Source organism: Prevotella sp. TF12-30 (genome assembly GCF_003436715.1).
GTDB lineage: Bacteria > Bacteroidota > Bacteroidia > Bacteroidales > Bacteroidaceae > Prevotella > Prevotella copri_A.
In genome coordinates, this window is record NZ_QSQJ01000042.1 from 1 (window position 1) to 26,248 (window position 26,248).

At 41.4% G+C, this 26,248-nt stretch carries 20 protein-coding genes; 8 read left to right on the plus strand and 12 right to left on the minus strand.

The genetic code is table 11. The annotated features are described in order from the left end of the window. Nucleotides 1-155: 155 nt before the first annotated feature. Nucleotides 156-2,351: an alpha-galactosidase gene (locus DXD25_RS13315; protein WP_117663937.1), complete on the minus strand. Its 2,196-nt coding sequence runs from the start codon at nucleotides 2,349-2,351 to the stop codon at nucleotides 156-158. Between the two features lie 300 nt (nucleotides 2,352-2,651). Here DXD25_RS13315 and DXD25_RS13320 point away from each other — a divergent pair, with 300 nt between their 5' ends. The 8 genes from DXD25_RS13320 to DXD25_RS13355 all read left to right on the plus strand — a co-directional run bounded on the left by DXD25_RS13320 (nucleotide 2,652) and on the right by DXD25_RS13355 (nucleotide 10,241). Beyond that, nucleotides 2,652-3,308 (plus strand): hemolysin III family protein, encoded by a 657-nt coding sequence (locus DXD25_RS13320; RefSeq protein ID WP_117663917.1) that lies wholly within the window; start codon nucleotides 2,652-2,654, stop codon nucleotides 3,306-3,308. A gap of 248 nt (nucleotides 3,309-3,556) precedes the next feature. Next, nucleotides 3,557-4,381, plus strand: a complete 825-nt coding sequence (locus tag DXD25_RS13325; protein ID WP_117663918.1) for an ATP-binding cassette domain-containing protein — start codon at nucleotides 3,557-3,559, stop codon at nucleotides 4,379-4,381. A gap of 6 nt (nucleotides 4,382-4,387) precedes the next feature. Next, entirely contained in the window at nucleotides 4,388-5,242 is an 855-nt protein-coding gene (locus DXD25_RS13330; protein ID WP_117663919.1) for a hypothetical protein, read from the plus strand. Between the two features lie 19 nt (nucleotides 5,243-5,261). Then, entirely contained in the window at nucleotides 5,262-5,633 is a 372-nt protein-coding gene (locus tag DXD25_RS13335) for a GntR family transcriptional regulator (RefSeq protein WP_117663920.1), read from the plus strand. 162 nt (nucleotides 5,634-5,795) lie between these two features. Beyond that, nucleotides 5,796-6,512 carry an ABC transporter ATP-binding protein gene (locus DXD25_RS13340; protein WP_117663921.1) on the plus strand — a complete coding sequence of 239 codons (717 nt, stop codon included), beginning with the start codon at nucleotides 5,796-5,798 and terminating at the stop codon, nucleotides 6,510-6,512. 15 nt (nucleotides 6,513-6,527) lie between these two features. After that, nucleotides 6,528-7,787, plus strand: a complete 1,260-nt coding sequence (locus tag DXD25_RS13345; RefSeq protein ID WP_117663922.1) for an ABC transporter permease — start codon at nucleotides 6,528-6,530, stop codon at nucleotides 7,785-7,787. A 64-nt stretch (nucleotides 7,788-7,851) separates the two neighbouring features. Continuing rightward, nucleotides 7,852-9,099 (plus strand): ABC transporter permease, encoded by a 1,248-nt coding sequence (locus DXD25_RS13350; RefSeq protein ID WP_089542984.1) that lies wholly within the window; start codon nucleotides 7,852-7,854, stop codon nucleotides 9,097-9,099. A 23-nt stretch (nucleotides 9,100-9,122) separates the two neighbouring features. Next, on the plus strand, nucleotides 9,123-10,241 hold the full coding sequence (locus DXD25_RS13355; RefSeq protein WP_089542985.1) for an efflux RND transporter periplasmic adaptor subunit: 1,119 nt from the start codon (nucleotides 9,123-9,125) through the stop codon (nucleotides 10,239-10,241). 70 nt (nucleotides 10,242-10,311) lie between these two features. Here the strand turns inward: DXD25_RS13355 and DXD25_RS13360 are convergent, their stop codons facing one another. The 11 genes from DXD25_RS13360 to DXD25_RS13410 all read right to left on the minus strand — a co-directional run bounded on the left by DXD25_RS13360 (nucleotide 10,312) and on the right by DXD25_RS13410 (nucleotide 26,053). After that, nucleotides 10,312-11,085 carry a TlpA disulfide reductase family protein gene (locus DXD25_RS13360; RefSeq protein ID WP_158556340.1) on the minus strand — a complete coding sequence of 258 codons (774 nt, stop codon included), beginning with the start codon at nucleotides 11,083-11,085 and terminating at the stop codon, nucleotides 10,312-10,314. Nucleotides 11,086-11,726: 641 nt separating this feature from the next. Beyond that, entirely contained in the window at nucleotides 11,727-12,863 is a 1,137-nt protein-coding gene (locus tag DXD25_RS13365) for an ATP-binding protein (RefSeq protein WP_117663924.1), read from the minus strand. 131 nt (nucleotides 12,864-12,994) lie between these two features. Next, nucleotides 12,995-14,071, minus strand: coding sequence for a TIGR04133 family radical SAM/SPASM protein (locus DXD25_RS13370; protein WP_117663925.1), 1,077 nt, complete (start codon nucleotides 14,069-14,071; stop codon nucleotides 12,995-12,997). A 4-nt stretch (nucleotides 14,072-14,075) separates the two neighbouring features. Next, nucleotides 14,076-14,567 carry a radical SAM-associated putative lipoprotein gene (locus DXD25_RS13375; RefSeq protein WP_117663926.1) on the minus strand — a complete coding sequence of 164 codons (492 nt, stop codon included), beginning with the start codon at nucleotides 14,565-14,567 and terminating at the stop codon, nucleotides 14,076-14,078. Between the two features lie 165 nt (nucleotides 14,568-14,732). Continuing rightward, nucleotides 14,733-16,766 carry an O-antigen ligase family protein gene (locus DXD25_RS13380; protein WP_117663927.1) on the minus strand — a complete coding sequence of 678 codons (2,034 nt, stop codon included), beginning with the start codon at nucleotides 16,764-16,766 and terminating at the stop codon, nucleotides 14,733-14,735. Continuing rightward, entirely contained in the window at nucleotides 16,754-17,941 is a 1,188-nt protein-coding gene (locus DXD25_RS13385; RefSeq protein WP_117663928.1) for a hypothetical protein, read from the minus strand. Before DXD25_RS13385 ends, DXD25_RS13380 begins: the two co-directional genes overlap by 13 nt. Before the next feature lie 3 nt (nucleotides 17,942-17,944). Continuing rightward, complete coding sequence (locus DXD25_RS13390) at nucleotides 17,945-20,224, minus strand: outer membrane beta-barrel protein (RefSeq protein WP_117663929.1); 2,280 nt, start codon at nucleotides 20,222-20,224, stop codon at nucleotides 17,945-17,947. A 303-nt stretch (nucleotides 20,225-20,527) separates the two neighbouring features. Beyond that, nucleotides 20,528-21,895 carry a radical SAM/SPASM domain-containing protein gene (locus DXD25_RS13395; RefSeq protein WP_117663930.1) on the minus strand — a complete coding sequence of 456 codons (1,368 nt, stop codon included), beginning with the start codon at nucleotides 21,893-21,895 and terminating at the stop codon, nucleotides 20,528-20,530. A 2-nt stretch (nucleotides 21,896-21,897) separates the two neighbouring features. Then, complete coding sequence (locus tag DXD25_RS13400; RefSeq protein ID WP_233522318.1) at nucleotides 21,898-23,826, minus strand: hypothetical protein; 1,929 nt, start codon at nucleotides 23,824-23,826, stop codon at nucleotides 21,898-21,900. A gap of 68 nt (nucleotides 23,827-23,894) precedes the next feature. Continuing rightward, nucleotides 23,895-24,242, minus strand: coding sequence for a hypothetical protein (locus DXD25_RS13405; RefSeq protein ID WP_147327918.1), 348 nt, complete (start codon nucleotides 24,240-24,242; stop codon nucleotides 23,895-23,897). Between the two features lie 137 nt (nucleotides 24,243-24,379). After that, nucleotides 24,380-26,053, minus strand: coding sequence for a lipopolysaccharide assembly protein LapB (locus tag DXD25_RS13410; protein ID WP_222847549.1), 1,674 nt, complete (start codon nucleotides 26,051-26,053; stop codon nucleotides 24,380-24,382). Nucleotides 26,054-26,248 lie beyond the last annotated feature (195 nt).

The window sequence follows — 26,248 nt, forward strand, 5'->3', positions numbered from 1 at the left end:
AGCGAGTGCAAAAGTACTAACTATTTTTCATTCCACCAAATTTTTCGAGAAGAAAGTTGTATTTTTCTTTCAGATTTAACACTTATAAACACTTTTCACATTTCAAATCCTTTCTTCTCCTTATTATATATATACGCGCGAAAGAACACCAGCCTTTATTGAGCCTCCAAATAGAGAACACGAGAAGACCAATCGTTCTTTTTACCCCAGTCAACATTATGCTCCAATGGCATTTCCAAGCCATGTTCCATCAAATACTTGCCAGAATATGACTTACCCTCGCAAGCCAAAGGAGTATTATCGATAACATCAAGCTCACGTACCTTATACATCTTGTTTGCATCCAGACCAGCCATCTTAACGATAGGAAGGTGCGCATTATAGAAGTTAGCAAGCTTCCACCAGTAGAACACAGCCTTATCCTTAGCCTCACTTACATACATGATAGAAGACAGGCCCTGGTTGTCGTATGGAGAAACCAAACGGTAAAGATCGCCAAACTGAACAACAGGACGAATCTCCTTGTATTCAGAGATAGCCTTTCGACAGAGAGCCTTCTCCTCATCCGTCATATTCTTTGGCTGGATTTCCATTCCAAGACGTCCGCTCATAGCTACATCAATACGATACTTTAAAGAAGTAGTGCGGAATACGGTATGGTTTGGCACAGCAGAGATATGACTTGCCATGGCGATGGCTGGGAAGAAATAGCTGGTTCCATACTGCATATAGATACGCTGCAGGGCATCCGTATTATCACTTACCCAGAACTCATCGAAACCACGGAGGCATCCCCAGTTGGCACGAGCACCACCACTGGCACAGCACTGGATAATGACATTCTTGTACTTAGCACGGATACGATCGATAACCTTGGCAAATCCCTGATGGTATGCGATATAGAGATGACTCTGATCAGCGGCAGAAAGATACTGACTACCATGATTCATGATGGCCATATTGGCATCCCACTTGATGTAGGCAATCTCAGGATACTTAGTAAGCAAATCATCTACTACACCAAATACGAAATCCTGCACCTTTGGATTACCGAGATCAAGAACCAGCTGAGTGCCACCACGACCAACTACCGCATCACGCTTAGGCGCCTTGATCACCCAATCAGGATGCTTCTCGTAAAGTTCACTCTTGGTATTAGTCATTTCCGGCTCAATCCAGATGCCGAACTTCACACCATTCTTCTTGGCATCACGAAGCAGGCCTTCGATACCGTCAGGCAATTTTTCGGTATCTACTACCCAATCGCCCAAAGCAGTATTATCTCTCTTGCGAGGATATTTCTTTCCGAACCATCCATCGTCCATTACGAAGAGCTCACCACCCATGCTATGAATATCAGCCATCATCTGATCCATACCCTTCTGGTTGATGTCGAAGTAAACACCCTCCCAAGAGTTCAAGAGGATATCACGCTCCTGATCACCATGAGCAAGCACGTACTTACGACCCCACTTATGGAAGTTGCGGCTAGCACCGCTCAAGCCCTCATTGGAATAAGTAAGCGCAAGAGCAGGAGTCTTGAAAGTTTCACCCTTCTTGAGATGATATTCTGAATTCTGCTCATTAATACCAGCAAAGAAATAATGATATTCTGTATCATCAGTTACAGTCTTAAGCTTATAGTTTCCGCTATAGGCAAGTGCAGCACCTATAACGGCACCCGTATTCTCCTGTCCCTTTCCGTTGAGAGAGAACATCACCTCGGCATGATCGGTATGAGAATTACGCACACCATCATTGTTACGGATGACAAACTCGCCTGGCTGCAACTTCTCATGACTCAACTGAGCCTCAGCAGCCCATGTGCCAGAGAGATGACTCATCCATATATCGCCACGACGGATAGGAAGCATAGCTGATGCAAAGGTAGTCAGAGTAACAGTACCCTTTTCACCATTGTTGATTTCAGTCCAAGCCTCAATCATATCCACATCCTTATAGGCACGGTACTTCAGATCCACCTTGATATTATAAACAGGATCCTTGAGATGGATGGTAGTAACTGTGGCATTAGCCTCCTGCTTCACATCGCTACCGGTAGCCACGAGAGCAGTAGAAAGATTACCATCGCTGTGACGCATGGCGAGTGCAGCTTCTACAGGAGTATTCAGACCGTATGCAGGATAAGCATCCATACGACCATTGGTAGCTACTGTGAGATTCTGCAAATCAGCAGCGTTCAGCTTAGAACCGAAATAGAGATACTGTGCAGGTTTTCCGTTCTCCACATCGAGGATGAGCGAAATCCCCTTACTGTTTACCGAAACCTGTTCTGCCATCGCAGGCATGGCGATGGTCATCAGCAAGAGTGCAAGTGATTTTAATTTCATCATATTTATTATATACGTTATTAGTTATTGCTATTGATAAGTTTTCGAATGCAAAAATAAGAAAATAAACAAGAACCACCAACCCTTTCTTGATTTATTTTTGGAATAAAGCATAAAAAGTCAAACATCAAGCAAATAAAGCAAATAGAAGAGCCGGAAGCAGGGATAAACACCCCAGATTATCACATCCATATCATAACAATCACTAAAAAAATCATTAAAGTCGGAATTTCTTAGTATCTTTGCCCCGCAAACATCATATATCATACAATCCAAAAGAGACAAAAGAAATAAAGCTATATGAAACTCAAAATACATTTCAGTCACAAGGAGGAACTTTGGAACTCCTGGTCGCATGCCGGAGGCATCCTGATGGGCGTTGTCGTAGGAGCCATCTTCCTTTATTGGTGTTTTACCATGCATAACGGATGGGCCACGGCGGGCATCATCCTCTACCTGTTCGGCATGCTGATGTCGTACATCGCATCTACCACCTACCACGCCATCTCTGCATGGAGCAAGTGGAAGGAGCGGCTGCGCAAATGGGATCATGCCGCCATCTACTGGCACATTGCCGGTTCTTACTCTCCTATCACCCTGATTGCGATGCGCGAACAAGGCTATTGGGGATGGAGCCTCTTTATCTTCATCTGGGCATGCGCCATTGCCGGAACTGTGATGAGCTTTGCCAAGCTCAAGGACCACAGTAATCTGGAGACGCTCTGCTTTGTGGGTATGGGATTATCGGTACTTGTCGCATTCAAGCCTCTGATAGATTCCGTATCCCCAGCCACGGTTATCTGGATTATCGCAGAGGGCGTCTGCTACATCACGGGTGCCGTGTTCTACAGTATCAACAAGAAGAAATACATGCACTCCGTGTTCCACTTCTTCGTCCTGGCAGGTAGCGTCTGCCACATCATCGCCGTTTGGGACATTCTGATGAAATATATCTAAACGACTCAAGAATAGAAACCAAGAATAAGAATCAAGGCATCGAAAAGTGAAGGCTTTTCGATGCCTTTGCTCTTTAGAAAAACATCTTTTTTCTTTTATGAACGATACCCTTGCCTTTTTATAATAAGGTGATAATGTTAACATTACGTTAAAGTCTGAAAATAATTGCTCAAAAGTTTGGTACTTATCGCAGAAAAGCACACCTTTGCAGTGTTCTATTGAAGTAGTACACTAAAACATTAAAGATTATGATACAGATTAAAGACATTGATTTCAGATACCCAGGTAGCAAGCACCTTGTATTTAGAGATTTCTCTTTGGAACTCAAGGAGAACAACATTTATGGCTTGCTTGGTAAGAACGGTACTGGCAAGAGCACCCTGCTCTACCTCATCAGCGGATTGCTCCGCCAGCAACAAGGAACCGTTCTCGTGGATGGCATTTCGGCACAAGAACGCAAAGCCGAGATGCTGAAGGACATCTTCATGGTGCCCGAGGAATTTGAACTGCCCAACGTTTCCCTCGCCACCTACGTGAAGATGAACCAGGAGTTCTATCCAAACTTCTCGCAGGAAGTGCTGGACCGTTGCCTCAAGGATTTTGATTTACCACTTTCTCTCAAGTTGAACGAACTCTCGATGGGACAGAAGAAGAAGGTATTCATGAGTTTCGCACTCGCCACGGGTACCCGCTTTCTTCTGATGGACGAGCCAACCAATGGTCTCGACATCCCATCGAAGAGCCAGTTCCGTAAGGTCATCGCCAATAACATGACGGAAGACCGCACCCTCATCATCTCTACTCATCAGGTACACGATGTAGAGTCGTTGCTCGACTACATCATCATCATGAACCAGAGCCAGCTTCTGCTCGACGCTTCGGTTTCAGACATCTGCGAGAAATACACCTTCGAGTACCGCAACCCACAGGAGATGGACGACACCGTGCTATACGCCGAGCCAACCCTGCAGGGCAATGCCGCCATCTGCAAGCGACAGGAGGGTGAGCAGGAAACACAGATGAACCTGGAATTGCTCTTCAATGCAGTGATTAATGGAAAGTTAAACGATTAAAAACAGATGATTATGAATAATACTTTTGATTTCAATAGATTTAAGATGGTAATACGCTGGGATATTCTCAGTAATTGGAAGACCTACTTCCGCACCATGATAGGTTTGGCATTCGGCATCACATTACTTGCCCTCATCTGCCTCTGCACTTTTCGTAGCAGATCACTAAGTTCTATAGATGCAGAAAACTTATTCTTTGGAACTTATTCCGATGTAGTTTCTACCAATATTCTGATAGTATTCACCATCAGTTTCTACATATTTGTAGGAAATTGCTTCCGAAACATGAAAACGAAAATAAAGCGAGAGAACTTTTTGATGTTGCCTGCTTCCAACCTAGAGAAATACTTAGGTCGATTACTGAACATCACGGTAGGAGGCTTGCTTCTGACCCTTGGCGCAACCATCATTGCCGACTTTATCCAATTTCTATTCAGCTTTATCCTCACACCAGGGCTACATACTTCCATCACATGGAACTTTCTAACGTTCATCGGAAATGGATTTGTAGAAGTTAATAAAAGTGCGCTAGACTTTGAGGGGATGCTTTTTATGTTAATCAACGCCATTTTCGTCCACTCATTCTTTACGCTAGGAGCGACCTTCTTCCGTAAACACCCTATATTATCAACAACTTTCACAGGGCTACTTTTAATGCTTATTATTGGTTATGCCATCAATGGATTAGGTGAGGTTGGTGTGTTCAATTTCTTAGACCCAGTGTTTGTAAATGCCTATAGCCATGCATTCATCTTCGCTTATATAATTATATTCCTAGTTATATCAGCCTTCAACTATTGGGCATCTTACAAGCTCTTCACCCGCATGCAGGTTATCTGCAACAAGTGGATCAACATCTAAGAATTAAAAATTGAAGATTATGAATTTCAGTAACGATAAAGCAATATACGTACAGATAGCCGAGCGATTGAGCGATGAGATTCTGGCAGGCAAGTACAAGGAAGACGAGCGAATACCGAGCGTCAGGGAATACGCCGTACTACTGGAGGTAAATGCCAACACAACCGTGAAGGCATACGACCTGCTTGCCACCGATGAGATTATCTACAATAAGCGAGGCCTGGGCTACTTTGTTTCCGCTGGAGCCAAGAAGCAGATCAAAAAGACCCGCAAAAAGGAGTTTATGAAAGAAAGACTTCCGGAACTCGCCCGACAGATGCAGCTTCTCGACATCTCCATCGACGAAGTGAAGGAAGAGTTGGAGAAGAATCTCAAAAAGATAAGGATATGATGACACTATTTATTTTCAAAAGCATATTTTTAACTACTATCTTTGCCTTATATATAATAAGGTGGATATAATCACGTTTTTAAAAAATAGCTACGCTTGCAACTTTCAGAGAGTTGCAAGCGTCTAACGTTTTAAATTCATATCAATAAACAAGCGTATTATATGTCATTAATTCATCTAAAAGGCGTCAACAAGACCTATCAGGGTGCTCAGCCACTCCATGTGCTGAAGGGCATCGACCTCGACATCGAACGTGGCGAGTTCGTCAGCATCATGGGTGCTTCCGGCTCGGGAAAATCCACCTTATTAAATATACTGGGTATTCTCGACAACTATGATACGGGCGAATACCGACTCAATGATGTGCTCATCAAAGACCTCTCGGAAACCCGTGCTGCCGAATACCGCAACAAGATGATTGGCTTCATCTTCCAGTCGTTCAACCTCATCTCGTTCAAGACAGCGGTGGAAAACGTGGAGCTTCCACTCTTCTACCAGGGCGTGAGCCGCAAGAAGCGCCACGAACTGGCGATGGAATATCTCGACAAACTGGGCTTGAAGCAATGGGCCAACCATTATCCTAACGAGATGTCGGGAGGACAAAAGCAGCGTGTAGCCATCGCCCGTTCCCTCATCACCAAACCAGAAATCATCCTTGCCGATGAACCTACCGGAGCTCTCGACTCCAAGACAAGCGTAGAGGTGATGGACCTACTGAAAGAACTGCACCAGAAAGAGGGAATGACTATCGTGGTGGTAACCCACGAAAGCGGTGTTGCCAACGAGACCGATAAGGTTATCCATATCAAGGACGGACTCATCGGAAGCATCGAAGACAACAGAGACCATCATCTCGTATCGAAAGACTACGTGAAATAACTTTGAACTTGGAACATGAGAGAATTAATCAAAGAAATATGGAGCACGTCGAAGCGCAACAAGCTCCGCACTTCGCTCACGGGATTTGCCGTTGCCTGGGGTATCTTCATGCTGATATTCCTGCTGGGTGCCGGCAACGGACTGATTAATGCCCAGTTGCAGCAAAGCACCCGATTCCTAGCCAACTCCATGCGAGTATTCCCGGGCGAAACCTCCAAGGCTTACAAGGGACTGAAGGAAGGCAGAAGCATCACGCTCAACGACAGGGACATCCTCATCAGCAACCAGACCTACGGCCAGTACGTGGATGATGTGGGTGGAAGACTGGAACAGTATAACGTGAACATCAATTACGGCGATAATTATGTGGCAAGCCAGTCGTTGGTGGGTGTGGCTCCTACACATCCCAAAATCGACAAGACGGAGCTGATTGCCGGACGATTCATCAACGAAATCGATATGAAGGAGCAGCGCAAGAATGTGGTGCTGAGCCGAAGCCAGGCCAAGGAACTCTGCAAAGACTACCGTTCGCTGGTGGGCAAGAACGTAAAGATCAGCAACCTCAACTTCCAGGTGGTAGGAATTTACAAGGATGATGAATCGCGCAACAATACCGAAGCCTTCATCGCCTACTCCACCATCAAGACCATCTATGCCAAGGGCGATGATGCAGGAAGCCTGGAGTTCACCATCAAGAACCTGAAGACCCAGGAGGATAACGAGCAGTTTGAGAAGAACTATCGTGCCAGCATCAACAACAACCATCAGGCAGCACCTGATGACGACCGCACCATCTGGCTCTGGAACCGATACATGGACAATATCCAGATGAACCAGGGAATCGCCATCATGCAGACGGCACTCTGGATAGTAGGTCTGTTCACCCTGCTGAGCGGCATCGTGGGCGTAAGCAACATCATGCTCATCACCGTGAAGGAACGAACCCGAGAGTTTGGCGTAAGAAAAGCCATCGGTGCCAAACCTTGGTCGATACTGAAGCTCATCATCACCGAGAGCATCATCATTACCTCATTCTTCGGCTACATCGGAATGGTCTGCGGCGTGGCGGCAAACGAAATCATGGATGCTACCATCGGCCACACCACCGTAGATACCGGACTGTTTAAAGCCGCCATGTTTGTGAACCCTACGGTGGGCCTCGGCACCTGCATCGGTGCTACCATCGCCATCGTCATCGCAGGCACCATCGCCGGACTCATCCCAGCCATCAAGGCTGCAAGAATCCGACCGATAGAGGCGCTGAGAGCGGAATAATGATTAATGAGTAGTGATTAATGTTTAATTAGGCTTACACCTTATTATATATATAGACTAGGCTATGCGATTAGATTTAGATACATATAAAGAGATTCTCGACACCATCACGAGGAACAAGAGCCGCAGTCTGCTTACGGGCTTCGGCGTGTTCTGGGGCGTGTTTATGCTCATCGCCCTGATGGGTGGCGGCCAGGGACTGAAGGAGATACTGCAAAACAACTTCGCAGGCTTCGCCACCAACACCGCCATCATCTGGGCGCAGAACACCACCAAGCCCTACAAGGGATTCAACAAGGGGCGTTCCTGGCAGATGGAAGAGAAAGACCTGGAGCGACTGCGCCATAGGGTGCCCGAACTCGATGTCATCACCCCGCTGCTCTTCGGAGGCAACAAGTCGGTGGTGTTTGGCGACAAGAAATTCAGTGGAAGCACGCAGGGCGTGAATCCCGATTACGCCCAGGTTTCCGCACCTAAAATGTTTTACGGCAGATACATCAACGAGATGGATGTGCGCCGCCAGCGCAAGGTTTGCGTCATCGGCAAACAGATTTACAAGACCCTCTTCCCTGGCGGCGGTGACCCATGCGGCAAGAGCGTGCGAGTGGATTCCACCTATTACACGGTGGTGGGTGTAGATTACCGCTCGGGAAATGGCGTGAACTTCGGCGGTAGAGCCGACGAAACCATCACCATTCCGCAAACCGTGCTCCGCACCGCCTACAACCGCGGAACAGCCATCGACATCATCGCCACCACCGGTAAGCCGGGCGTGGTGATGAGCAGCATCGCCCAGCGAATGCGTGAAACCATAGCCAGGGCCCATAACATCGACCCTTCAGACGAAAAAGGAATCATGGTGTTCAATACGGAGGTGCTCTTCCAGATGCTCGACAATCTGTTTAAGGGTGTCAACTTCCTCATCTGGCTGGTAGGTATCGGCACCCTTCTCGCCGGCGCCATCGGAGTTTCCAACATCATGATGGTAACGGTGAAGGAGCGAACCACCGAGATAGGCATTCGCCGAGCCATCGGCGCCACGCCGAAGATGATTCTCTCGCAAATCATCTCAGAGAGTATTATCCTCACCCTGGTGGCAGGCATGAGCGGCATCATCTTCGGAGTAGCCATCCTGCAGATGCTGGAGATGGCGAACACCACAGATGGTATTCTCACCGCCCACTTCCAAGTAGATTTCTGGACGGCCATCTCTTCAGCCATCCTCATCTGCATCCTAGGCGGTCTTGCCGGACTTGCCCCAGCCTGGCGAGCCATGAGCATCAAGCCGGTAGATGCAATGAGAGACGAATAAAAGAAAAATAAGATATAAAAGATATGAAAAAGTATTCAAAGTTGATAGTTGCGGCGATAGTCGCCTTGATTTTCATCGGAACCTTCGTGTTCCTTTATGAGAAATCACAGCCTAAGCCTGTGGAATATACCGAGTTTACCCCAAAGATGGGCGATGTGTTGAAAACCACGGTGATTACGGGTAAGATAGAGCCTCGCAACGAGGTGAACGTAAAGCCTCAGATCAGCGGTATCATCACCGAAATCTGCAAGCAGGCAGGTGATTTCGTGCAGGCAGGCGAGGTAATCGCCAAGGTAAAGGTGATTCCGGATATGGGGCAGCTCAGTTCGGCGCAGGCTCGTGTGCGCCTTGCCGAAATTAACCTGAAGCAGGCACAGGTAAACTACGGTCGCGAGGAACAGCTCTACAAGAAACAGCTGGTCAGCGCCGATGAGTTTGACAAGGTAAAACAGTCGTTGCAACAGGCAAAGGAGGAGAAGGTTGCCGCCCTGGATGCGCTCGAAGTAGTTCGTGATGGTGTTTCCAAGAGCAACGCCAGCGCCTCTTCCACCCTCATCCGTTCTACCATTTCGGGAATTATCCTCGATATTCCTGTCAAGGTGGGTAACTCCGTGATTCTTGCCAACACCTTTAATGATGGAACCACCATCGCCAGTGTAGCAAACATGAACGACCTCATCTTCCGTGGCAACATCGACGAAACCGAAGTGGGCAATCTGGTAGTGGGAATGCCGATGAAGATTACCATCGGAGCGATGCAGGACCTGAAGTTTGATGCCGACCTGGAGTACATTTCACCAAAGGCAGTAGAAAACAATGGTGCCAACCAGTTTGAGGTAAAGGCAGCCGTCCGCTCAGTAAAGGGTGGCAAGATCCGTTCCGGCTACAGCGCCAATGCTGAGATAGTATTGGCAAAGGCGAGCCACGTGATCACCGTGCCCGAGAGTGCCATCGAGTTCAGCGGCGACAGCACCTTTGTTTATATCGTAAAGGGCAGCGGCGAGAAGAAGACCTACGAGCGCAAGCAGGTAACCACCGGATTGAGTGATGGTGTGAACATAGAAATCAAGAAAGGTCTGAGCCTGAAGGACAAGGTAAGAGGTCCGCAGGTTGTGGCAGACAACAAGGATGATGAAGAATAATCTTAGCAGTATAGAATAAGTAGTAAAAGCCAAAGGGGGCATTTTGTGTTCATGCCCCCTTTGGCTTTTACTACTTATTAATAACGTTTAAAATATCCTGACGTATCTTCTCATTGGTACCATTCACCATATAACGTATCAAGCCATCCTCACCTAGGACGATGAAGAGAGGAAAACCGCCTGAGCCAACAAATTTCACGAAATAATTATCACCATAAAGATGAGTCCAATTGAAGCCACGTGCCTCCGTTATCTTCCTTACCTTATCAGCTTTCTCGAAGTTTACAGAGAGAAATATCACATTAGGATACTTATTCTTCCACTCCGAAAGGATAGGCATTTCTCGCAAACAAGGTCCACAGCCTGAATACCATGCGTTGATAACTACCTTATGTCCCTTGAGCGACTGTTCTGTCCAAAGTTTTCCGTTCAAATCGTGCAAAGTAAAGGAACCTGGCAACGGCTTGCCACACAATGCGTCAGTATTCTCGTTATGCCTCGTCAAAGACAACATCTGCTGATTGGTCTCTATTTGGTCTTCTATCTCTGATAGAGATTTCACTCTACTGCAAGGTATCTCATATTTTTCCCATTCCTTAGGTATAGTAAAGTTGGGATACATCGTAAAAATCATCAAGTTGCCATTTTCTCCATACTTGATGGCTGACATATACTTCACCTTCGATACATCCAAAGGCAAATCCTTGACATAGAAATGTCGATTCACCATTATACTAGGAGACAGCAAACTATCTGCTTGTTCCTGTACGACAGGAGTTTCCTGTGCGCTTGCTGCAAAAGGCATCATCGCCAAAAGCAACGCCATCATCATTTGTTTCATCATTTTCTTTTCCATTGTATATCTCTTTTATATGTTTCCTACATACTTATTCTTATTAGAAAATACGCAACTCTTACCATTGAGTAAACTAAAGGAACGCACTTTTAACTTTTATTCGTATTGGTAACTTGCCCTTTCATTCCTCTTTTTTTTGCAAAAGTACGAAAAAATAAAGAAACTACAACAGAATGTCTCTATAAAATTAGAAAAAAGCAGAACTTTCATCTGAACAAAGTTAAGTAGCGCTGCGCATTGCCTGTAGTTCTTTCTGAATCACAATGCAAAGATACAAACCTGAGAATCCGGCATTCACGGTTTCTCACGGTTATTCACGGTTTCTCACGGATTTTCTTTCTTTTTCTGATGATTAGCCCAAAAAGATGATTTATTCCAATGATAAAAGAGACTTGCTTATGACGGCTAAGTAACTTACTTAGGATAGCTAAGTGACTTGGTTACGATAGCTAAGTAACTTACTTAGGAATGACGGATGACACTTATGACACTTGTTTTCAGAAAAACTCTCTCACGTAGGCGGGCGGGAAGCTTTTCTGAAAAATTTTTCCTGCCCGCCCGCGTGAAGAAAGTTTTAGAAAACAAGTGTCATAAGTGTCACTGGTGTCACCAAGAACCTTTTCTGCCTTTTAGCAATACTCTTCCTTAAACCAAAGACGATAAATCGGATCTACAAATACAAAATCTGCTTTCTGCTTCTCTATGATATCCTTGTTCTGAAGAATCTTCTTGTTCTTAACTATCGTATTGGGATTACCCAGATTATACACCTGCTTCACTGCTTGTGATGAGAAATGCTGCTCACCATCAGCTATCGCCTTGAGCATCTCTATCTGGGTAGAACTGAGATTTTCCGTATCGTTCTGAAACATCGGGGTATTGATGTTCAATACCTGCTTGAGACCAAGAGAGAACACTTCTTCCGTCACCTCAGAAACCGTAAAGCTCCAAATAAAATAGCACAACTGCTGCAGATACCAGGAATGACACTCCACCACATCGCAAATCCTGCTGGCAAAAGATTCTGAAATTCGCTTGCCGGTCTTCTCAAAAGATGATAAGATAAAAGGAACCCAATGCTCCTTGGCTATCTTCTGCATGAAGATGACCTGTCCGAAACGATAGAACGGACTGTTGGAATTGTTGAAGATGTTGAGCATCATATTACGCTTGCTGCCATAAAGGCAATAAGAAGCCAACTGCTGCTGTTGCCATACTGAGCGCATCTTGCCCTCCATATCCTTATATTCCGGCAGATTAGCCAACTGCTGAAATTCATCAATGCACACGATAATCCTGATTCCCTTTTCCTTCGCCAGCAACTCAGGCAATTGGAGAATCGCCATCTTATCTCTTTCTTGCGGAACAAACTTCAGGTCGAAAGCCACAAAATCCGTAATCTGATCGTTAACTACTATCTGTGGAACTACACCCGTCAAGAACTTCTTGGCGTCCTCTATCCAACGTTCTATCTTGGAAGAAGCACAGGCTATGACCTGACTGGCAAAAGTGCGATAGAATTCTGCTTCCGAGCCGATACTGAAAGCATCTATATAGCAGATTCTCACCTCCTTGTCTTCCGCACTCAGTTCCGTCATCGCCTTCTTGACAAGCGACGATTTTCCCCATCGACGTGGAGAAATGAGCATCACGTTGATATGGGAAGCCAGGAGTTGCTTGAGCAAAGCCCTGTCTTCCGTTCGGTCGATAAAATTCTCTTCGGTAGCCAAAGTACCAAACTGAAAAGGAGATTGAAATACTGCCATATTCTTCTTATTAAATTCGTTTTATCTGCTTTATTACATTCGTACCACCTGCAAATATACAAAAAGTTACCCAAAGGTAACTTACCTTAGGGTAACTTTTAGTAATTATTAGCTGAGCTGATCTTAAAAACTTATTTCAACCTATGCAGCGGGCACATGATGAGCCTTCCCTCATCATCACGCAAGTGCATACCACTGCCTAGGCAATAGCGGAAGTGGCGGCACTGGGCGCACTCATCCTTGCGCATCCACTCTCGGTTGCGATAAGGGGCAAAACGATGCTGCCACACTTCCATAAAATCATCTTGGTAGATGTTGCCTTGATGATAATTGGAACGGATGCTGGCACAGGCAGAGATGGAGCCATCCACCAAAACGGAACCAACAGTTACGCCAGCTTGGCATGAATAGAAATGATTGCGGATATCGCCCTCGTAATTGCCCATAAAGCCCTCACAGCCGTAGCTGCAATCAATCAAGCCCTCCTTACGAGTAAGCTTGATAAAGTCTAAGATGCCACGGTATTCTTCGGGAGTGAGGTGCATATCGGGGTCGGTGGCTGCCCTACCCACTGGGAATACGGCTACGACTCGCCAGTGCTTGACACCTTTATCTATCAGGAATTGCTTGATGGCAGAGAGGTGGGGATAATTGCGACGATTCACACAGGTGAGGATGTCAAACTTAATCTCTGGATGAGCCACCAGCATATCTATCGCCTGCGAAACCATATCAAAGCTATACTTGTTGCCTCGCATCCAGTTGTGCTCCTCGCCCAATCCATCCATACTGATGGTCATGGCATGGAGACCAGCACGGAGCAAATCATTGAATTTCTGAGGAGTAAGATATAGGGCATTGGTCACCATACCCCAAGGGAAACCTTTCTGATAGATGGCTGCGCCACACTGGGCAATGTCTTCACGCATCAAGGGTTCGCCACCCGTTACGATGACAAACACTTGATGAGAATCGGTATGTTGCTTGATGTTGTCTAGTACTCGCAAGAAGTCTGCCAGAGGCATGTCTTGCTGCCCTGCCTTCACCTTGCAGTCGCTTCCGCAATGGCGGCAATGCAGGTTACAGCGCAGGGTACACTCCCAGAAGAGTTGGCGCAAAGGATGCTCCTTCACCTTCTGCTTATAGAGTTTTCTCCCAATCTCCAATGCCAAGCGACGGCGAAGGGATAAAGATTCAGGATTTGTCATACGACTACTTCTTTTTCTTCATCTTGCCATTGGCAGTAACCTCAAAAGAGCCCCAATCCCAAGTTCCTTCACCTTTTCCCACTTGCTCTACAGTGATATTTTCCGACTTGATGGTATCCGTGGCAAATTCACCACCATTGGCTCCACCATCTACATCTTCGAGAATCACTTTCAGTCGTTTCTCTTTATGAACCCAGTCGATGGTGCCATCCATGCTCTTTTCCTTGGTAACATAATCACCCTTGCTGTCGGTATAAGCTGAGTCTATTCGATAACTCCCTGCATTACCATAGTCCTCCACCACTACCGCCTTGATGCCCTTGATAGGGGTGCCATCTTCGGCAGTAACATTACCTTTAGCATGAAAAGAACTAGTTGGAGAGCCATACAAACAAGGTTCATCTTTTCCAAACTCACTACCGCAAGAAGAGAATCCCAGCAGCGACAAGAGTGTGGCTGCCAAAGCATTGTACCAATGCAAAAACTTCACTTTCATAATCTTCCCTTTTATATTAGTTATACTTCTACCAAGGAAACGCAGTAGAAGGAAAATATCCCCTCTGTGATGGGGATATTTAACCTTTTTTATCCGTTCTAGAGAGCATTTTATCTACCCATTATCTACCCAGCAGGATTTTCTTGATGTCGTTGAGCTTGTTCATTAGCAACCACCCATTTCTCCACCATACCATAGCTTAAACTTTGCCACATAGCTATTATATAAAAAATGCTCTTTACAATGTGGTATTGCAAATCTGCTTTCATCTTGTAGTAAGTTTTGCTCAATTACTCCATACGAAAGAAACAAAAACTTTCTTTTACATCTTTCTGATTCAATCATATTATGTTCTTGCAGATATATATGATATAAAACTAACCACGGCATAAAAAGATTAGGCATGGAATGGGAGATTCGCATACAATATTCCTTTGCTGTTTTGTTATCATGCAGATAAAAAGAAAGAACTCCAAGGCGAGCATAATCCTGCTCACTGGATATCGGAGTATCCAACACAAGATTTTTAGACGAGAAAAAGCAACGATGCCTGTTTCTTAACTTTTCAATATTTTCCAATGTGATTAGTTTGGGATATATTCTCAAAGCTATCTTTAGATGTTTAAAAGCTTCTGTGTGCCACCCCAACTTTTCTAGATATGCATAATATTTGTATTGAAACAATGCATTATTGGGATATGTTTCTACTAATTTACGAATATAGAAAAGTGCTTTTTGCCGAGAACCATTAGTACAATATAATTCAAACAGCATAAAATCAATTTGAACATCTTGTGGTTGCTGTTTTTTGGCAAGCAACAGATTGCTTTCAGCTTTCCTCCATTGTCTATCATCCTTCTTTTTGTTGTAGGAATTGATAGAGCAGATACTTTTATTGATGAGCTGGGCTGTTGAGGTTTTCGAAATAGGCATCCAAAACTTCATATAAGCGAAGCACAACATAGCACAGCAACATACAGCAGGTAGAATGAGCCGGTCATAACTGTTCATTTTATACGATTTTGTGTTATCTCTTGGCATATATATTGCCAACAATACGTGAAGCAACGTTAATGATATTGAGTTATCAAATAGAGTACATTGAAACATTTCCTTTAATAATATCGTTGTAAGAACCAAGCCTACGAATTTCCTGTATTGCCTGTTCTTGCGGGAAAAAAGAAAGAAAACAATACCGCCTCCCAAAATCAGGAAAAACGTTGTACCAACAACTCCTCTTTCTACCAAGAGTTTCATAAGCCAGCTTGGCGCAAATGGAGTAAATGGCACGTTTGTATTCTGATTTAATCTAGCATCTGTTGCCAATGTATAATTTCCATTACCAACCCCCCAAACAGGGTGCTCTTCGCAGGTATGAACTGCAGCAACAGTAGCATGAATACGACTTTGAGAACTCTTCTGCTGTGAAACTGTAGAATGCATACTAACTGTCGTTTTCACCTCTTTATTGAAAAAAGCCACTACTGCACAAAGAGAGAATGCAAATATAAGAAGAAGTCTAATATGACGCGATTTCTCTTCCGCCCCCAATAGATCCACAAAAAGTAAAAAGACCAGTGCTGCCAATGATATATATATACTTCTTGAGAAGGAGAGAAGCAACAATGTAACTATACCCCATACAAGAACATTTCCTACATTAGACTTGCGTTGGCATCCGATAATACCCAAAAGGCATAAAAGAATGGTATTCCAGCTATTTGTATCAAACCCGAGAGGCTTATATAAAAATCTAACAGGGTATAAATCGGCAAAGCCTGCTTTATGAGCATTCTTATAGAAAAAGAAAAACGTAAAAAATGACAGAATAACTGCTACGCAACTTAACCCAAGGAATCCTTTCTGAAGATTTCTCTCTTTGGTATTTGCAAAAGAATATCTTACCAGGTGATAGGCAAGGAAACAGTTTGTTGATAATTGTAGAAAACATATTGAGGGATATTTATTTATAGATACACAACAGCTGATAATGTCATATCCCCAAATTATCAAAATACTCCAGTCTATCAACGTCCATCTATATGTACCGAATGGCTTCACTGCAAATGTAAGCATCAGGAGAAATATGGTTTTCAAACAGAGAGGATCGTTTACCCGAAAAAGCATCATTCCCATTACAAACATAAGAGTAATGGGAATGATGTAGTTATCTATTTTTTGTTTTATCATTTCTTGCATTTTGAGAAAAGAGGACTAACAATTCTATAAATCATAACGAGTATAAGTATAAGGAACAATAGCTGCATACAAATGTTCCGCAAGAGAGAGAATGGTGGTGCCATGTTATTGGATAACAATATGACGATTTTTTCTATTTCAGACGGAAACGACATTACGAAGTGATATACAAAGGAAGGTATAATATACACAAAATAGTAGCCCATGAATAGGTTTACTAAGATGGAATACACCATAAATGTATATTTTGCGCATGGTTTCAATTCTAGCAGATAAGGTTTTCTACCCATAGTCCCTCGCAGGCGATGATATATATAGCCATACAGCTCTTGCGCTCTTCTTCTTAGGTTCGGAACACCCAAGATATCAGAAGCTATCCAATACCCATCAAACTTAAAGAATGGGTTTAACACCATTAAAAAGCCAAAGTTCATACTTAGAATGAGATATCTTATAAGGTCCGACGGGGTTATCATATAAATGGTGATGAGTCCAATCAGGCAATAGCTTTGGAAATAAACCCCAGCCAGATTGACGACATTTCTTTGTTGACGATTCAATTTCCATATTTCAGTTACATCGGTATAAAAAACAGGAAAATTCAGATATAATCCAAAACCAATGCCTTTATGCTGGATTCCAAAATGTCTGCAAGCAGTAGCATGACCTAGCTCATGAAACAAAGAAGAACCTAGCATAAACATGACGATGCCTATAATACTATATGCATCTATGTGCTTGTTGAAATCCAACAAATTGGATGTCTGGCTAAGATATGATACATCTACAATAACTGCAAAGATTAAGATGCCACACACCAGCCATTTATTAAACAATCCCACCAAATATGGAGTAATTTTATCTACGAGCGAAGCCGAAAACAATTCCTTCTCATAAAGGAATTGTTTTCTCTTTTGGGGAACATCAGTATTGACCAAGGGATATAAATATTTCTCAATAAACCCTTTCACTTGTTTCTTTGTATATTTACCTTGTCGCTTCTCAATATACTTTGAGATGGCAACATCCTCGTCAGCATACTCTTGCAGACAATTTATTAGTTCAACGACATAGCTGTTTGCTTCGAAAAACTTACCGTTGTAACCTAACAAATATCTACCGGATGCTGCAGATGAGGCTAACTTTTGAATTTCAATGTTGCAATATTCATTCATATTTTACTTTGCTTTCAAAATTGCACTATTCACATTCATATCAATATTCTTCCAATCCTTCTGGGTCTTCTTGCCGAAGTTGAAGGTGTAGGCCGCTTGGATGTAAAACTTCCTGTTTGTTGATGAAATGATATGTTCTTGGGAATTGTAAACAGGAACATTCAGCGTTTCTATAAACTCATTGTTTTTATGGAAGGGAGAAACTGTACCCAATTCAATGCTCCACTCTTTATGATTCCAATTCACAGAACCTCCATAATTAACCGGTATCTTTTCCACAGCTATCATAGGGAGCATCATTTCCTTTCCTTTCGTATTTGCCCAAAGACGGAACGCAAAATCTTTACAGTAATAGTTTGCATTCATATATGCTCGCCAGGAATTGAAACTGGTACGAAACTTACCCCAGACATCAGCATGGTTATAAACTCCATCGATTTTCAAACGAAGATTATCTGTAGCTTTCCATGACAGAGAGAGCAATTCTACCATACTTCTACTATAATTATGGTCATCAATGGTATTTATGAGTTTACCATTCTCCTCAAAATATTTTTCTACATACTGATGGTACTGATATGAGAAATTGCTAACAGATGCTATATTTATTCTTGAACCGATTTGAACATTATAGTTAACTGCTCCCTGGAAGAAATCCATTGGTCTCAGATTTTCATTTCCCCTTTTAATGCGCAGATTATCTATTATTTGTTCTGCAGTATTAAGAGAGCTGCTGGTAGGATAAGAATTGGAATACAATACATCTAAAGCTACCTGCTGATTCTTTGTTGGCTGCCAAAATATTGTTGATTGCAACTGTGGAATATAATGGCTCACTGCATCTGCATCTTTTGTATGATAATAAAGAGCTGATGCTCCAGGCTTTAATCGCAATCTCCATTTGTTAAACTGCTGTACATACTCTACGAAGACATAGTTTTGCGAAGACCACTGATGTTGCCAAGATTCATAGGTTCCCACATATTGCGACATCGTATTCATATAGACAGAGCCTAGATGAAAAGATAAACTATTTTTGTGTGGGAATATGATACCATATTTCCCATAAAAGTTTGCACTATAATAATCCTCCGTCGTCTTTGTACTTGTATTCAATTCATCATCTTGATACATATTCGAATATTTATTTCGGCTATAAGTGCCAGCTAACGATAATTCTACATATTGCTTATCCGTGATGTCGAAATTACCATAAAGAGAAAGACGTGGCATCAGACTGGAAGATATGTTTGTTGAGCTTTGACCTGTCCTTGTTTGTGCCTTATTCACAAAAAGAACACCATCGGTCTGGTCTATCGGACATTCCTTTCTGACAAGCGAAAGTTTCTCAGACAACATGTACTTTTTCTTTTTCGTAAGAATGTTCAACTGCACATATTCTTGATTTTGCTTATTTACCCCCTCATAACTTGAATACGAACGTGAAATCTCATTATTGTCAAAATGGAAAAATTCTTCTCTTTCTATTTTATCAGCATCATAGTGGAGTCTGTTATATCCCCCAAAAATGGTAAAACTAGTACTACCATGGGCTACCTTTGCTGCGAGATTATAATCTCCTTCTTGGTATGCTAGTTGTTGAGTGCCATCCACGGAAATATAGCCACCAGTAGTCATAGGACGGGTAATTATGTTTATGGAAGCATAATCACCTGCATATTTTCCTGTTGGAACATCATAATATTCCACTTTGAGAATGTCCTTTGATTTCAATCCTTTTACTTCACGGTATTCTACCTTACGACCATCTATATAGAGCGTGACAGTACCACCAATTGTGGTAACAGCACCTTTTTGTCTATCAATTTGTAAATTGGGAATCATTAAATCATACAGCAAATCATATCCATTATTGGTGTGTTTATAGATTTGTTTATCTGGTATAATCTGAAGATGGGTATCTTTCCTAGTAATACTGCTTCCCCTTACAACAACATCTTTGAGTGCAATGCTATTTGAAGTTAAAGTAACAATTATTGGAGAAGATTTGTTGGTTTCAACAATTTGCACATTAGAATCATAACCTAAAGAATTTGCTATTAGAATATATTTTCCCTCTTGTGGCATAGTTGTCTGAAAGTAACCTAAGCTATCAGAGACGAGTCCTTTTACAAATGAAGAATCATTCACTTGTAAAAGTTTTATAGTTGTATATGGAATTCCTTGTTTCCGTAGGTCTTCTATTCTACCTTGTAAGGTGTTTTGGCTATAAGTGGATAAGAAGAAAAAAGTAACAATCAATATAGATATAATTCTTTTCATAACAGCTTATTTTTTGTTTTAAATAAGAATTGCCCCGAAGGGCAACTCTTTAAAGAAAATGCACATTTACGGACGTTGAATAGAGAAAGTGCTACTATCATTACATGAACAAGTATTTGTTTCCGAAAAAGTACTACCATTGTTACATGTACATAAAGGGTTAACACTACTATCATCCATCAAATCAACAAGACCATTAGGAAGTAATGGATCTGTCTCCAGTCGAGTTTCCAGTTCCTGAAGGAACATCTCATCGAACAAATTCTCATTAAGAGAAACTAAAACATTTTGTACCATAATTGTTTATTTAAATTTGTTAAGAAAAGTATTATACGCAAAATTTATTGACATTGGAAACTGATAGCCAAATTTTTTGCATTCTGTAACTTCAAATCCTTTATCTTTTGTATATAGAGTCTTTGCAAGGCATCTGCCTCCACACAATAAAGCATATCTACATTTGCAACAACACTCCATATTACTAATATTTTTAGAAAACCAAAAAACTTTTTCTTTTGTCCAAATTAGGTTCTCTTTATAGTTTCCTATACTATGCTGCTTTTGCCCTACGGTTTCCAAACAAGTATATATGTCTCCATATGGATCAAACATATATGAGCCATATTGAGAAGGACATATCGTAGACTTTAGCTTATAGCATTTTCTGTTTTTCAAGCATGCTAAAACAGTATTCTTTATTTGGAAATCTTGATTTTCGACAAGAGACTTATCCTCCAACATTTTGATGAATGCCTCTGATGAGAAGAACTTTATGTCTTTTGTATTGCACTTTGCTTTCGTATCTATCAATATTGCTGGACTGAAATAGAAATAAGGGCTCTCAGCAAATCCATTTTCCACAAAGAATTTTTTCAACAGAACTAAATCTTCACTATTATTTTCATCAATATTGATACGAAGTATTACATGAATTTCTTTTCTCAAAACCATACCAATATTTGATACTACTTTATCAAAAGAATCTCCTTCTACAATATGCTGTTTACGCATGTTATGCTTTGTCTTATAACCATCTATTGTAATCTGTATTCCATTGATATAGTCTTTTGATAAGAGACCCTCATAATAATCCAAATCATACCCGTTAGATATAATCTTGAACTTGTAATTTCCTTCTATACCCTTTTTAATGATATACGCAACTATATCCTTGTTGTTTCTTAAACATGGCTCTCCACCATAGAGAAGAATTTCATCTTGATGAAGTTCTCTATGTGGTTCTATCAAATTCATTGTTTGATAGGCTTTATCTACCATTTCCATGGTAAATGTCATTTTAGTCCACTGGGATCCATTCTTTGATATTTTATTTTCAAAGCAATACGGACATCTGAAATTACAATCATACGTGATGACGAAACTCCAGAATTTTTTCATTTTTGCTTGTGCTTTATGTAGCACATTAGCTATTTTCCAAACATACTGTAGCTCTTCTTCAGGGGTACGAGTTGTAAGGTATCCCCTTTTCTGAAGAGTTCTTATCGTTTCTTCAGACAAGCTGTTATTAGAAGAAAAATGCTCTATTTGTCTCCAGCATTCTCCTTCAACTATATCTATAGCTCCTGTATAGCCATGCACTAAGAAAAACTTGTCTTCCTCAGCTTCCAGTTTTACAGAAATCGTGTATGAAGATAATCTTAAATCCTTCATGATTAATACCAATATACTTTTTTGTTTTTATATTCAAAAATTCTTTCTTCTTGTCCTTTTGTGAGGTCACGCAACCAGAGTAAAGCACCTTGCGGAACGTTTTTATAGATAAGCTCATCATCTAATATTGCCCTTTTCTTTCCAAGTGATGTCCATACACCATCTTTGCAATAGAAGAGTTCATAGAGGTGACCTTTTCTGATTCCGTTATCATCATTTCTGATGAGGTATCTTATCTTGTTGATACAAACAGGTTGTTTGAATTCCAAACCTCCCCAACTTAATGTGTCATTTGTATGAAAGAAGCTCAAAGGGTCTCCATCAAACATTTTTTCAGCTCCATTCCTTGGATAAAAACGGCTCGTTTCATATTTGCCAATTATTTTTCCTTTCTGTGGCTTCAATTGTCCGCGTGCATAAAACTCCACCTCTGCCATATTACCATACGTTTCATCAGATGATAAATAACGCAGATATTTCACGGGCCTGTTTTGGACACTTTCATCACAGATGACCGTCGTATATTTAGGCTTTGGCGTAGCTTTTATTACATGATATGTAACGGCATCGCTGAAGTCTTTTTTGTTGGCTCCTTGAAACTTACCCCCTTTCATATAAAGGGCAATTTCTTCTAAACTAGAGGAATTTTCTTTTTTCCTTTCCAATCGCAACTGCTGTTTCTGTTTTTGAGGAACAAAGTATGCTTTGCGCCCGATACTATCCAAAAAGAAGGGATTACCTACTGGCTGTATCTCTCCTTTATCATATAGAGCAGCTTGATAAACAATATTAGGACCAATGTTCTTGAAAACAGCTTTATCTCCTTCTATTTGAGTCCAAGCGACCGGAAACCAACCTTGTGGATCGAATACACACAAGTAGGCAAACTTATTATTTTGCTTATTTGAAATGTCGATTTCCGTTGTTTGGGCATTCACGACAGCATATTTACCAGTTACATCTTCCAAGCATGGGTTCTTAAAGAATGAAGGTACATCTTCCAAATCTCTACTGATGACACCTAAGGATGTGTTTTGACGTCCAAAAGTCATCTTGTAGATTTTCGGGATTTTATTTTTAAATCTAACAAGATGCTCATCGGGATTTTGCTCACCACTTGCAAAGTCATGATACTTTCGGTCGTTACCATAGACAAAATTGAACACATGTCCCAGATTGCTATTTCCCCAATGAGGAATCAAATTCTCGCCTACAGGGATACCCACAGAACGCATTGCATAGACCCCCAACGCTGTATAATCGCTACATAAGCCAAATTTTATATTATACAAAGTACTCGGACGCAAATCTATTGGCATAATGCTGCTGGTACTTATATGTATTGGCAAACCGATAAGTTGGTTGTTTACTTCACAACATGCGGTTTCTGCAGTCTGTATAGATGCAGGTATTGCTTGCGAAAATCTGTTTGCATACAAATTCCGCCACTCTTGTGGTTCTTCCTTATTTACCTTATAAGGAAGTATATACTCACAGAATTCTTCGAACGTCAGAAACTGATTCCAAGGTTTATTCCATACATTGAATGCTTCTTCAATATTCTTAATAAGATAGGACGCTTTTATATTTTCGGCATCCATCAGACATTGTGGCTTATCTTTAATATGCTTTGCCCTTTTAATAAAGCAGGAATATATGTAAGGTATATCATATTCTTCTTGCTTTATCTGGTAAACAGAATCTATAAAGGTATAGTATTCGGCAACAGAACTTCCTCCCAACCAATATTTATCAGCCATATTTTCCAACAAAAAGTTTGCAGCTTTTAATTGAAGGGTATCTCCCTTTTTAGTAAAGTAATCAACAACCTTCAATAATTCCTGTTCATTTCCTTTTGATACGTTCAAAGTCTCTTCTAACTGGCTGTTAACCTCTTTTAGTTGACAGCCAGTTAGTATTACACTTATCATACATACGAGCCACGTATATATGTTGTTTTTGTTTGAAAAGACTTTGAGTAGATTCATATTATATCAAATTATAGTTTTATATTTCCACAATATCTAACATCTCCAATATACATCTCTAAAATGTATTCACCATAAAAACTTGTTGGTAGTTCTATATAATTTGTATCCTCAATAACAGAACTAACATAAACTACCACATTGTCTTTTATAAGAGCTACCTGAACTGTCTGCTCAGATTGGAGTAGTATTATTTGATGTCCATCTTGCAAAACTATTAGTGGAGCTGTTGGGCTACGACTTCCAGGATTATATTCATGGTCTTTGTTGGACCTAAACAAATAAAGTCTATGGTTATCTGCATTAACAGCCCCAACCATCATTATGAACAATACCGCTAAAATGATTTTCTTTCCCATAATTTTTATGGCAAAGATAGAGCTTTTTATGATAACATAGGATGCTATCTGCCACTTTAACATTTCACATTTTCACAAGAAAAACAATAAACATTTGACTAACAATGAATTATACTATTCTTCACTTTTTTACGACCTTACTGAATTTCTCTAATTCTCTTATCAAACTTGGTTGCAGACATATCTTCTCCAAAGATTTTATAAGCCATACGTTTTCTGATGTTTGATATATTAGAGGACGATAGGTTCATCAAAATGGCAAGTTCTCTTGGACAGAATAAAAGCCATACTAGCATGCATACCCGATACTCGTTTTCGGTTAGCTTCTTATCATTAAGTACATTTAGGAAAGTTGGCGAAAGGTCGTTTAAAGATTTTGCCAAAACCTTCCATTGTTCTTCTGTCGGAACTTTACCATGGTTCGCCATCCCCTTGAAGACTAAGACGATTGCCTTTTTACTACATACCACATTCTTTTTGGGTTCCGAGTTGGTTATGTTTGCACTAAGGGCATCTAATTCTTGCTGAAGAGACAGGATTTTCTCTTCCTTTTCTGCCATTTTATCAGAATAAGACGAATTCTCTCTTTTCAAAAGTTCGATTTTCTCTTTCTCGGAAACCAGCTCTTGCTTCGTATAATAAATCTGCTGCCTTATCAGATTTTCCTGCTCTTCTTTTTCCTGCAGTTCCAGCTTTCTTTTTTTCCGATAGACAAGAAATATCAATATACCTATTATTATAACAGAAACTGAAACAAGAATACTAACTAATAAGATGAGATTTACCCTTGTAGCCTTTATCTCTTCGTTATGAGCCACATTCTTCCACCTGTTATAATCATATATTGCTTGCATCTTCTGCATTAAGTCGCGCTCCATATTCAGGTTTGCAGAATCATTGTAAGCAAAAGCCTGCTCTGAATATTTAGCAACAGAATCCATCTGCTGATGTTTGATGTAATAGAGATACCAAGCATAAGCACTAAAACTTTTATTATTGTTTGTTTTTGCGAATTTCTGACATTTAGTAAACCAGTATTTTGCTGAATCAGAATGTGATTCCAGACAGTACAGTCCCTTTAGATAGTAATAATGACTATAATTAATGTATGAATAACAGGAATCTTTCTGGAAGTATCCAGACTCTGCCTCAAAAACATCCATATATTTCTTGGCTTTGGCATATTGTTTGGTAAGTATCAATGCTTGGATAGCTCCCCCTAAGGCACGGGCTGCCTGCACAGGATAGCCATACTGACGATAGCGACGGGAAGCGTTTTCATATACTTCTATCACCTTATTCATATTGTCCATATATTCGTATATATTGCCAAGATGTTCGTAAGAAAGCACAGCCGAAAGTGTATCTTTGGCTATCCAGGCATATTTTTCAGCCTTCTGATAGGCAGACAAGGCATTTTGAGGCATACTTTGACTCAGAAAAAGTGCACCTTGCTGCTCATAAACTCTAGTTAGGAGTTTATAGTCACAATCTGAGCTCGTGGTATCAACCTTTTCCACAGCATCATTGTAGCAAGATAAAGAAGCTGGAGAATCACCTAAATCCCGATAGACACATCCCAGGAGATAATGTGCCAACATTTGTTGCTGACACGTCCCGTGATTGTCATAGTAATCTACAATCTCTTTCATCAAGCTATCTGTCGTGAAGTCCACATAGCCCTTGTTCATACCTTTTGCATAAACCAATTGGTATCGCATTTGAGTAGATTTACCCATTTTCGATAAGTCTGGACGAATGCTATCCAATATAGCCAGAGCAGAACGAGCAGAGTCTTGACTGAGTTCCATAAGATTGTCTGCACGAGTAATAGTCTGCTCGTATTTACGATTACTGCAACTTGACAGGCTCATGAAGATGAGCATATAAATAAGGATAACTCTTGCTTTGTTCATACGAAAAAAAATAGTGCTATTACAAACGAATAGCGATTAAACAACGTCTAACTAAACTTTATAAAAGTTTCTCTTCTATTGAAAACTTAC

Excerpts from the sequence above, each read along its gene's own strand:
- DXD25_RS13315 (WP_117663937.1), bottom strand. The coding sequence starts at position 2,351 with ATGAAATTAAAATCACTTGCACTCTTGCTGATGACCATCGCCATGCCT.
- DXD25_RS13320 (WP_117663917.1), top strand. The coding sequence starts at position 2,652 with ATGAAACTCAAAATACATTTCAGTCACAAGGAGGAACTTTGGAACTCC.
- DXD25_RS13325 (WP_117663918.1), top strand. The coding sequence starts at position 3,557 with ATGATACAGATTAAAGACATTGATTTCAGATACCCAGGTAGCAAGCAC.
- DXD25_RS13330 (WP_117663919.1), top strand. The coding sequence starts at position 4,388 with ATGATTATGAATAATACTTTTGATTTCAATAGATTTAAGATGGTAATA.
- DXD25_RS13335 (WP_117663920.1), top strand. The coding sequence starts at position 5,262 with ATGAATTTCAGTAACGATAAAGCAATATACGTACAGATAGCCGAGCGA.
- DXD25_RS13340 (WP_117663921.1), top strand. The coding sequence starts at position 5,796 with ATGTCATTAATTCATCTAAAAGGCGTCAACAAGACCTATCAGGGTGCT.
- DXD25_RS13345 (WP_117663922.1), top strand. The coding sequence starts at position 6,528 with ATGAGAGAATTAATCAAAGAAATATGGAGCACGTCGAAGCGCAACAAG.
- DXD25_RS13350 (WP_089542984.1), top strand. The coding sequence starts at position 7,852 with ATGCGATTAGATTTAGATACATATAAAGAGATTCTCGACACCATCACG.
- DXD25_RS13355 (WP_089542985.1), top strand. The coding sequence starts at position 9,123 with ATGAAAAAGTATTCAAAGTTGATAGTTGCGGCGATAGTCGCCTTGATT.
- DXD25_RS13360 (WP_158556340.1), bottom strand. The coding sequence starts at position 11,085 with ATGATGAAACAAATGATGATGGCGTTGCTTTTGGCGATGATGCCTTTT.
- DXD25_RS13365 (WP_117663924.1), bottom strand. The coding sequence starts at position 12,863 with ATGGCAGTATTTCAATCTCCTTTTCAGTTTGGTACTTTGGCTACCGAA.
- DXD25_RS13370 (WP_117663925.1), bottom strand. The coding sequence starts at position 14,071 with ATGACAAATCCTGAATCTTTATCCCTTCGCCGTCGCTTGGCATTGGAG.
- DXD25_RS13375 (WP_117663926.1), bottom strand. The coding sequence starts at position 14,567 with ATGAAAGTGAAGTTTTTGCATTGGTACAATGCTTTGGCAGCCACACTC.
- DXD25_RS13380 (WP_117663927.1), bottom strand. The coding sequence starts at position 16,766 with ATGCAAGAAATGATAAAACAAAAAATAGATAACTACATCATTCCCATT.
- DXD25_RS13385 (WP_117663928.1), bottom strand. The coding sequence starts at position 17,941 with ATGAATGAATATTGCAACATTGAAATTCAAAAGTTAGCCTCATCTGCA.
- DXD25_RS13390 (WP_117663929.1), bottom strand. The coding sequence starts at position 20,224 with ATGAAAAGAATTATATCTATATTGATTGTTACTTTTTTCTTCTTATCC.
- DXD25_RS13395 (WP_117663930.1), bottom strand. The coding sequence starts at position 21,895 with ATGAAGGATTTAAGATTATCTTCATACACGATTTCTGTAAAACTGGAA.
- DXD25_RS13400 (WP_233522318.1), bottom strand. The coding sequence starts at position 23,826 with ATGATAAGTGTAATACTAACTGGCTGTCAACTAAAAGAGGTTAACAGC.
- DXD25_RS13405 (WP_147327918.1), bottom strand. The coding sequence starts at position 24,242 with ATGGGAAAGAAAATCATTTTAGCGGTATTGTTCATAATGATGGTTGGG.
- DXD25_RS13410 (WP_222847549.1), bottom strand. The coding sequence starts at position 26,053 with ATGGAACTCAGTCAAGACTCTGCTCGTTCTGCTCTGGCTATATTGGAT.